The sequence below is a fragment of the Streptomyces sp. 13-12-16 genome (assembly GCF_002114215.1).
Taxonomy (GTDB): Bacteria; Actinomycetota; Actinomycetes; order Streptomycetales; family Streptomycetaceae; genus Streptomyces.
Map to the genome: position 1 here is coordinate 1 of NZ_NCTE01000529.1, position 8,503 is coordinate 8,503.

At 74.2% G+C, this 8,503-nt stretch carries 10 protein-coding genes; 8 read left to right on the forward strand and 2 right to left on the reverse strand.

Features of this window, described 5'->3' with window-relative positions:
• The 8 genes from B7767_RS21360 to B7767_RS21395 all read left to right on the forward strand — a co-directional run.
• Positions 1-420 (forward strand): BRCT domain-containing protein (locus tag B7767_RS21360; protein ID WP_306297978.1); only part of this gene is annotated, 420 nt, incomplete at its 5' end.
• A gap of 97 nt (positions 421-517) precedes the next feature.
• On the forward strand, positions 518-751 hold the full coding sequence (locus B7767_RS21365) for a hypothetical protein (RefSeq protein WP_073937448.1): 234 nt from the start codon (positions 518-520) through the stop codon (positions 749-751).
• Between the two features lie 49 nt (positions 752-800).
• The gene (locus B7767_RS21370; protein ID WP_306297979.1) at positions 801-1,595 is read left to right on the forward strand and encodes an SURF1 family protein; all 795 of its coding nucleotides are present in this window, start codon (positions 801-803) and stop codon (positions 1,593-1,595) included.
• Positions 1,596-1,760: 165 nt separating this feature from the next.
• On the forward strand, positions 1,761-3,323 hold the full coding sequence (locus B7767_RS21375; protein ID WP_085573620.1) for a sodium:solute symporter: 1,563 nt from the start codon (positions 1,761-1,763) through the stop codon (positions 3,321-3,323).
• Positions 3,320-3,928, forward strand: a complete 609-nt coding sequence (locus B7767_RS21380) for a sigma-70 family RNA polymerase sigma factor (protein WP_085573621.1) — start codon at positions 3,320-3,322, stop codon at positions 3,926-3,928. The genes B7767_RS21375 and B7767_RS21380 overlap by 4 nt, the downstream gene beginning before the upstream one ends.
• Complete coding sequence (locus B7767_RS21385; protein ID WP_085573622.1) at positions 3,925-4,260, forward strand: hypothetical protein; 336 nt, start codon at positions 3,925-3,927, stop codon at positions 4,258-4,260. The genes B7767_RS21380 and B7767_RS21385 overlap by 4 nt, the downstream gene beginning before the upstream one ends.
• A 33-nt stretch (positions 4,261-4,293) precedes the next feature.
• On the forward strand, positions 4,294-6,075 hold the full coding sequence (locus tag B7767_RS21390; protein WP_085573623.1) for a glycoside hydrolase family 15 protein: 1,782 nt from the start codon (positions 4,294-4,296) through the stop codon (positions 6,073-6,075).
• Positions 6,076-6,079: 4 nt separating this feature from the next.
• Positions 6,080-6,835: an SDR family oxidoreductase gene (locus B7767_RS21395; protein WP_085573624.1), complete on the forward strand. Its 756-nt coding sequence runs from the start codon at positions 6,080-6,082 to the stop codon at positions 6,833-6,835.
• Between the two features lie 319 nt (positions 6,836-7,154).
• Here B7767_RS21395 and amaP read toward each other — a convergent pair whose 3' ends face one another.
• Positions 7,155-7,733, reverse strand: a complete 579-nt coding sequence (amaP, locus tag B7767_RS21400) for an alkaline shock response membrane anchor protein AmaP (RefSeq protein ID WP_085573625.1) — start codon at positions 7,731-7,733, stop codon at positions 7,155-7,157.
• Between the two features lie 2 nt (positions 7,734-7,735).
• A complete protein-coding gene (locus B7767_RS21405) occupies positions 7,736-8,350 on the reverse strand; it encodes a DUF6286 domain-containing protein (protein WP_085573626.1) in 615 nt (204 codons plus the stop codon).
• Positions 8,351-8,503 lie beyond the last annotated feature (153 nt).

An 8,503-nucleotide genomic window follows, 5' to 3' on the forward strand; every position in this document is an offset into this window, starting at 1 on the left:
GTACGGCTGCCGCTGCACGAGTGCCTGCCGCTGACCGAGTGGACGGACCGTCCCCGCAGCGGGCAGCAGGCGGGCCCCGGCGGCTACCGGCCGGCCGGCTGGCGCCCGTCCCGCAAGCGGCCCGCGTGCCCGTACCCCAACCCGGGGCGGTACGAGCCGGGCGGGCGGCTCAAGCAGGGGATGCGGGTGGCGTTCTCCGGGGACACCTCGGTCGAGCGGGAGCTGCTGGAGGACCGCGCGACGGAGGCGGGCCTGCATGTCGCCGGCAGCCTGTCCCGGCTCACCAGCCTCCTCGTCACCAACGACCCGGACTCGGGCACGTCCAAGGTGGTCAAGGCCCGGCAGTACGGCACCCCGGTCGTCGACGAGGCCGCGTTCGGCCAGCTCCTCGGGGACGTCGAAGCCGCGCCGGAAGGCTGACCGGGGCGCCGGGCACGACCGTACGGACGGGTGATTGGCGGGCGACTCGCCCGCCGCCCGCTCGCCCGCACCGGGCCGACGGCCCACCCTGTGGCCCATGGCGACATGCGAAGTCTGCGGCAACAGTTACGGAATGACCTTCGAGGTGCACGCGCAGGGCGCGGTGCACGTCTTCGACTGCTTCTCCTGTGCGATCCACCGCATGGCCCCGATCTGCGAGCACTGCAGGGTGCAGATCATCGGCCAGGGCGTCGAGGCCGACGGTCACTGGTTCTGCGGCGCCCACTGCGCCCGCGCGGAGGGAAAGGCGGGGATCGTCGACAAGGTGTGAGGACGCACCCGCCTCCATGCACCCCGCGACCGAGATGTACGGTCGTGGGGTGTATCGCTTTCTGTTGTCCCGCCAATGGGTGGTCATCACACTGGTCGCCCTGCTCCTCATCCCCACGATGATCTGGCTGGGCTTCTGGCAGATGGACCGCTACGGGGAGCGCGACGCCCGCAACCGGCTGGTCGCCGACGCGCTGGCCGCCGATCCGGTGCCGGTGGAGCGGCTGGCCGCGCCGGGGGACGCCGTGACGCGCGCCGAGCGGTACCGCACCGTGACCGCCGAGGGGCGCTTCGACACCGATGACGAGGTCGTCGTCCGCCGGCGTACCAACGCCGACGACCGGGTCGGCTTCCACGTCCTGACCCCCTTCGTCCTCGACGACGGCAAGGTCCTGCTGGTCAACCGGGGCTGGATCCCCGCGGAGGCGGGCCGGACCGAGTTCCCCGAGGTTCCCGCGCCGCCGCGCGGCGAGGTCACGATCAAGGGCCGGCTGATGCCGGACGAGACGACCGAGGCGAGCGGCATCAAGAACCTCGAGGGTCTGCCGGACCGGCAGATCATGCTGATCAACAGCGAGCAGGAGGCGGAGCGCCTGGGTGCCCGGGTGCTCGGCGGCTACGTGGCGCAGACGGCGCCCGAGCCCAAGGACGGCACCCCGGAGCGGCTCGGGGACCCCGGCAAGGAGAACTCCGCGCTGAACTACGCGTACGCCGTCCAGTGGTGGCTGTTCGCGGCGGCCGTGCCGGTCGGCTGGTTCGTACTGGCCCGCCGCGAGGCCCGGGAGCGGTCCCGTACGGCGGCCGGGGCGGCGGACGCCCAGGAGACGGAACCGGCGGCGGTGTAGCGGGCCCCGCCGGGGACACGCGCCGTAGCCGGGAATGACCGGTCCGTGCCGTGGCCTGCGCTCCTCTCCCGGCTCGGGCCGGTCTGTGCGAGAGTGACGCGGCGCACCGGACGGGCCGTGCGCGCGGCTCTCCCCCGGGGCACAGCACACCAAGGACGGTGATTCATGGCCGATGGCGCCATGACCGCGACGTTCCTCGCCGTGATCGGCGGGGCGTCGCTGCTCGCCGTCACCGCGCGGCGGCTGCGGCCGAGCGAGCGGCTGCCCTCGCTGGAGGGCTGGGCGCTGGCCGACCGGAGCCTCGGCGCCGGCTGGACCTGGCTGCTGCTCGGCGGGACGGTCTACACGGCGTACACCTTCACCGCCGTACCGGGTCTGGCGTACGGCAACGGGGCACCCGCCTTCTTCGCGGTGCCGTACACGGTGATCGTCTGCCCGCTCGCGTTCGTGCTGCTGAGCCGGTTGTGGAACGTGGCCCGGCGGCACGGCTACGTCACCGCCGCCGACTTCGTGCGCGGCCGGTACGGGTCGCCGCCGCTGGCCCTGGTGGTCGCGCTGACCGGGATCCTGGCGACGATGCCGTACCTGGCGCTGCAACTCCTCGGCATCCGCGCGGTGCTCACCGCGGGCGGACTGTATCCGCACGGGGTGACCGGGGACCTGGTGATGGTGGCGGTGTTCGCGGGGCTGGCGGTGGCCACCTACCGGCACGGGCTGCGGGCGCCCGCGGTGATCTCGGCGTTGAAGGCGGTGGCGGTGTTCGTCTCGCTCACCGCCGTCTGCTGGCTGGTGCTGCGGCGCTTCGGCGGGCCCGGCGCGGTCTTCGACGGGGCGGCGCGCGCACTCGGTGGCACGGACACGGCCCACTCCCCGCTGCTGCTGACGCCGGGGCAGCAGCCCGCGTACGCCACGCTCGCGCTCGGCTCCGCGCTGGCCCTGCTGATGTACCCGCACGTGCTCACCGCCGGGTTCGCCGCCGACGGGACGCGCACCCTGCGCAAGGTGTCGGCGGGGCTGCCCGCCTGGACGGCGCTGCTGGCGCTCTTCGGGTTCCTCGGCATCGCGGCCCTGGCGGCCGGGGTGCGGGCCCCCGAGGGCAGCGCCGAGGCGGCGGTGCCGATGCTGGTCGACCGGCTGATGCCGGGGCCGCTGGCCGGACTGGTGTTCGGTTCGATCGTGGTGGGCGCGCTGGTGCCGGCGGCGGTGATGTCGATCGCGGCGGCGACCGGCTTCGTACGGAACGTGTACGTCGAGTACGTCCATCCGACGGCCACGCCGAAGCGGCAGGTGCGGGTCGCCAAGGCGGTGTCGCTGACCGCGAAGCTCGGGGCGGTGGCGTTCGTGTTCGGGCTGCGCGACCAGGACGCCATCAACCTCCAGCTGCTCGGCGGGGTGTGGATCCTGCAGATCTTCCCGGCGGTGGCGGTCGGCCTGTACACGCGGTGGCTGCATCCGCGGGCGCTGCTCGCCGGGTGGGCCGTGGGCATGGTGGCCGGGACGTATCTGGTGGTGCGCGAGGGGTTCTCCTCGATCGTGCCGCTCGGCACCGGTACCGGACCGCTGGAGATCTACGCCGGGGTCGCCGCCCTGCTGCTCAACCTGATCGTCGCGGTGGCCGGCACCGCCGCCCTCGCCCGCCTCGGCGTCCCGCGCGGCGCCGACGCCACCGACCTGCCGTCCCGCCTGATGGCCGGGCGACGTCCACAGACGGGAGCGGACAACCCGTGAGACGCAGACAGCACCCCCGGACCACCCTGTCACCGGCCCCCGCGCCGGTCCCGGCCCCCGCGGCGGTGCCGGGACCGCTCGGGCCCGCCGTCACCGACCCGGACGACGTGGAGCGCGAGGCCGGTGTCGCCCGCCTCTTCGAGCTGCACTACTCCTCGATGCTGCGGCTCGCCGTGCTGCTCGGCGCGGACGACCCGGAGAACGTGGTGGCCGAGGCCTACTACCAGATCTACCGCAAGTGGCGGCGGCTGAAGGACGTGGCCGCGGCGGAGGCGTCCCTGCGCTCCACCGTCTGCGACCTGACCCGGACACGCACGGGCCACCTCCAGGTCGCCCGCCGGCCCGAGGAGCGTGCGGCGGCCCCGCCGGACGAGACCGTGGCCTCCGCCGAGAACACCGCGCTGCTCCGCGACGACCAGCGGGTGCTGATCGACGCGCTCCAGCACCTTCCGGCCCGGCAGCGCGAGGCGCTGGTGCTGCGCCACTGGCTCGGGCTGAAGGAGAGCGAGATAGCCGACGCGATGGGCATCTCCCGTGGTTCCGTCAAGACGCACACCTCGCGCGGCATCTCCGCGCTGACCCAGGCGATGGAGGCCCGGCGATGACGCATCGAGATGCGACCCCGTCGCGTGGCACCGGCCACCCCCGCCCGCCGGGCGCGGAACGCACCGAACGGGAACTGCGCGACGCCCTCCAGGCCCTGGCCGGCGGGGTGCTGCCCGACCCCGACGCCTACCGCACCGCGCGCGGCGAGTGGCTGCGCCGCGAACGCCGGCGGCGGCTCGTCCTCGCCGTGCTCGTCGCCGTCGTCTTCGCGCTGGCCACACTGATCGGCCTGTGGGTGCTCAACCAGGCCCCCTCGGACCCCGGTGTCATCTTCTCCGGCCACGGCGCGGCGGCGGCCGACGGTCCGTCACTCCCCCGGATCCGCCCCTGATTGCCGTCCCCGACTGCCGGGAACCCGCACCCCGTGCACCGTATCGAGGACTACGCGCTCATCGGCGACGAACAGACCGCTGCCCTGGTGGGCGCGGACGGCTCGGTCGACTGGCTCTGCCTGCCCCGCTTCGACTCGGCGGCCTGCTTCGCGCGGCTGCTCGGGGACGAGGACAACGGGCACTGGCGCATCGCCCCCGCCGGCGCGGACCGGTGCGCCCGCCGCTCCTACCGCGAGGACACCCTCGTCCTGGACACCGAGTGGGAGACACCCGAGGGGTCGGTGCTGGTCACCGACCTGATGCCGCAGCGCCACCGCGCACCGGACCTGGTGCGGATCGTGCAGGGCGTACGAGGTGAGGTGACCGTGCGCAGCACGCTGCGGCTGCGCTTCGACTACGGCTCGGTCGTGCCGTGGGTGCGCCGGGCGGACGGCCACCGGGTGGCGGTGGCCGGGCCGGACTCGGCGTGGCTGCGCAGCGTCCCGGAGGTGGACACCTGGGGCGAGGACCGGTGCACCGTCTCGGAGTTCACGGTGCGGGAGGGCGAGCGGGTCGCGTTCGTGCTCACCTGGCACCCCTCCCACGAGCCGCGGCCCCCGCTGGTCGACCCGTACTCCTCGCTGCGGCACAGCGTGAAGGACTGGCGCGCCTGGGCGGCACAGTGCCGTTACGACGGCCCGCACCGGGACGCGGTCGTCCGGTCGCTGATCACCCTCAAGGCGCTCACCTACCGCCCCACCGGCGGCATCGTCGCCGCGCCCACCACCTCGCTGCCGGAGGAGCCGGGCGGGGTGCGCAACTGGGACTACCGCTTCTGCTGGCTGCGCGATTCCACGCTGACCCTGAAGGCGCTGCTGGCCGCCGGGTACCAGGAGGAGGCGGAGGCCTGGCGCAACTGGCTGCTCCGCGCGGTCGCGGGCGATCCGGCGGACCTTCAGATCATGTACGGGCTCGCGGGCGAGCGGCGGCTGCCGGAGTTCGAACTGCCGTGGCTGTCCGGCTTCGGCGGCGCCGCACCGGTACGGGTCGGCAACGACGCGGTGAACCAGCTCCAGCTCGACGTGTACGGAGAGGTCGTGGACTCCCTGGCGCTGGCCCGGCGTTCGGGGCTGTCCGCGCATCCGGACGTGTGGGCGTTGCAGTCGGTGCTGTTGAAGTTCCTGCGCACGGCGTGGCGGCAGCCGGACGAGGGGCTGTGGGAGGTGCGGAGCGGCCGGCGCCACTTCGTGCACTCCAAGGTGATGGTGTGGGTGGCCGCCGACCGCGCGGTGCGCGCCATGGAGGAGTTCCCGGATCTCGAGGGCGACCCGGACGGCTGGCGGGAGCTGCGCGACGAGGTGCACCGGGAGGTGTGCGAGAAGGGCTACGACCCCGCGCGGAACACGTTCACGCAGTCGTACGGTTCGCGCGAACTCGACGCCGCGCTGCTGCTGATCCCCCGGGTGGGTTTCCTGCCACCCGACGACCCCAGGGTGCTCGGCACCATCGAGGCGGTCCGCGCGGAGCTGGGGCAGGACGGGTTCGTGCGCCGCTACACGCCGGACGCGACGGCCGTCGACGGACTGCCCGGCGGGGAGGGCACCTTCCTGGTCTGTTCGTTCTGGCTCGCGGACGCCCTGCACATGACCGGCCGGACGAAGGAGGCCCGCGCGCTGTTCGAGCGGCTGATGGGGCTCGCCAACGACGTGGGTCTGCTGGCGGAGGAGTACGACCCGGTGAGCGGGCGGCTGCTGGGCAACTTCCCGCAGGCGTTCAGCCACATCGGCCTGGTGAACACCGCTCTCGCCCTGTTCGGGGACGAGGGGGCAGGATAGGGCCATGGATCTTGGACTGAAGGACCGGGTGTACGTCGTCACCGGGGCGACCCGCGGGCTGGGCAACGCCTCCGCGCGGGAGCTCGTCGCCGACGGCGCGAAGGTGGTCGTCACGGGGCGGGAGGAGAAGTCCGTCGCCGAGGCGGCGTCCGCGCTGGGGCCGGACGCGGTCGGGGTGGCCGTCGACAACGCCGACCCCGAGGCGCCCGAGCGGCTGATCGCCACCGCGCGGGAGCGGTTCGGGCGCTTCGACGGCGTCCTCGTCAGCGTGGGCGGGCCGCCGCCGGGGTTCGTCGCCGACACCACCGACGAGCAGTGGCGGGCGGCGTTCGAGTCGGTGTTCCTGGGCGCGGTGCGGATGGCGCGGGCGGCCGCGGCGGAGCTGGGTGAGGGGGGTGTCATCGGGTTCGTGCTGTCGGGGTCGGTGCACGAACCGATTCCCGGGCTGACCATTTCCAACGGGCTGCGGCCGGGGCTGGCCGGGTTCGCGAAGTCGCTGGCGGACGAGTTGGGGCCGCGGGGCATTCGGGTGGTGGGGCTGCTGCCGGGGCGTATCGACACGGACCGGGTGCGGGAGCTGGACTCGTTGTCGGCGGACCCGGAGGCTACGCGGCGGGCTGCGGAGTCCCGGATTCCGTTGCGGCGGTACGGGACGCCGGGGGAATTCGGCCGTACGGCCGCGTTCTTGTTGTCGCCGGCGGCTTCCTATCTGTCGGGGGTGATGGTGCCGGTGGACGGGGGTTTCCGGCACGGGTTCTGACGCGCCTGTTGGTGGGTGCGCTGTGGTGGTGCGGGGCGGGGGTGGGGTTGTGCTGCCCGGCACTTGCGGGGTGCCTCCCCCACTCTCGGCTTCTCCCCCACTCTCGGCTCCGCTCGAGCGGGGGGACCCCCATGAGCGGGAGGTACCCCCACCGCCCACCCTCCCCCACTCTCGGCTCCGCTCGAGCGGGGGGACCCCCATCGCCCTGGGGGCGCCTCCCAGGCCCTTCAGGCGCTGGGGGAGGCACGACTGCCCGCGGATTTCGGCGGCAGGCGGCTGCTCGCGGATCGCGGGGCAGGCGGCTGCTCGCAGGGTGTCGTCAGGTGACTCGTTCCGGGTGGTGTTTCACGGCTTGCAGGCGGGCCTCCGTGGGGAGGGTGGGGTGACCCGTGGAGGCCCGGGCGTGGGTGAGGGGGCCCTTCGCCAGGGCTCGCAGGGCGGTCGCCGGGTCGATGTGGGGGTGCAGGTGGAGGAGTACGCGGGTTCCGGGGGTGTTTCTGTGGCCGGTGAGGAGGACGTGGGCCCGGTCTACGCCGTCCAGGTGGCTCGCCTCCTCGGCGATGGCCTGTTCCAGGGCCCTTCCGCGCAGTGACGCGCCCTCGTCGTCGCCGGTGTCGAGCAGCACCTCGGCCGGTCGCCGCCGGCGCAGCACCGCGAGCAGCCACCACAGGGAGAGCAGCACCAGGACGGCGAGAACGGCGATGACGACCGGCCACCACCAGCCGTCGTCCCGCCACCGGGTCCGCTCGGCCTCGTCCAGCAGCACGTCGTGCCGCCCGTCGTGCGGCCACCAGGAGGGCGCCGGCGCCCCCAGCCCGATCGCCAGCACGGACCCGCCGAGGACGAGCAGTGCCAACCCCGCGATCCCGAGCAGCACCCGGTTGACGCCCTTGAGCATGCCTACCGCCCCTTCCGGCCGGGCCGCCGTACCCGCAGCGACAGCGAGGGCGGCCGGGCCAGGCCGAGGCCCGCCACGGCGTCGTCGAGCGTCGCGGTCAAGTCGGTCCGTACGTCTTCCAGTTCACGGAAGTGCGACACCGCGCGGACGTCCGCGCGGGTGCGTTTCACCCTGACCCGCACCGACCGTACGCCGGCCACCTCCAGGGCCCGGTCCCGCAGCACCGTCGCGGCGGCGTCCCGGTGCAGTGCCGCGCGGACGTCGGGATCCACGGGGCGCATCGGCAGCAGGGCGCGCAGGCCGGGTGTCAGGGCGAGCAGCAGCAGCCAGAGTCCGAGGGCGGTGGCGGCCCCGGCGCCGGTCAGCACCCAGATGTCGTCCAGGTGCCGTTCGGCGAGCTGCCGGGCCAGTTCCCGGCGCCAGCCCAGCGCGGCGCGGTGGGCCCGCACCGCGACGACGTCGTACAGGAACGCGCCCGTGACCACCAGGGCCAGCAGCGCGACCAGGCCCGCGGGGACCCGGCGGGCCGACCAGAAGCGCCGGTGCCCGCCGGAGCCGCCGGGCACCTGCGCGGGCGGCGGGTCCTTCTCCAGGACCGTGCCCTCGGGTCCGCTCATCACGTCCTCCCCCGGGTCGCTTCCGGAGCGGCCGTCAGGTGCAGCCGTTCGACCAGGACGACGACCTCCGGTACGTGCATCCCCGCCAGGGCGCGCACCCGGTCGACCACCTGGCGCCGTACCCGCGCGCACCGGCCGCCGATGTCGCCGGGG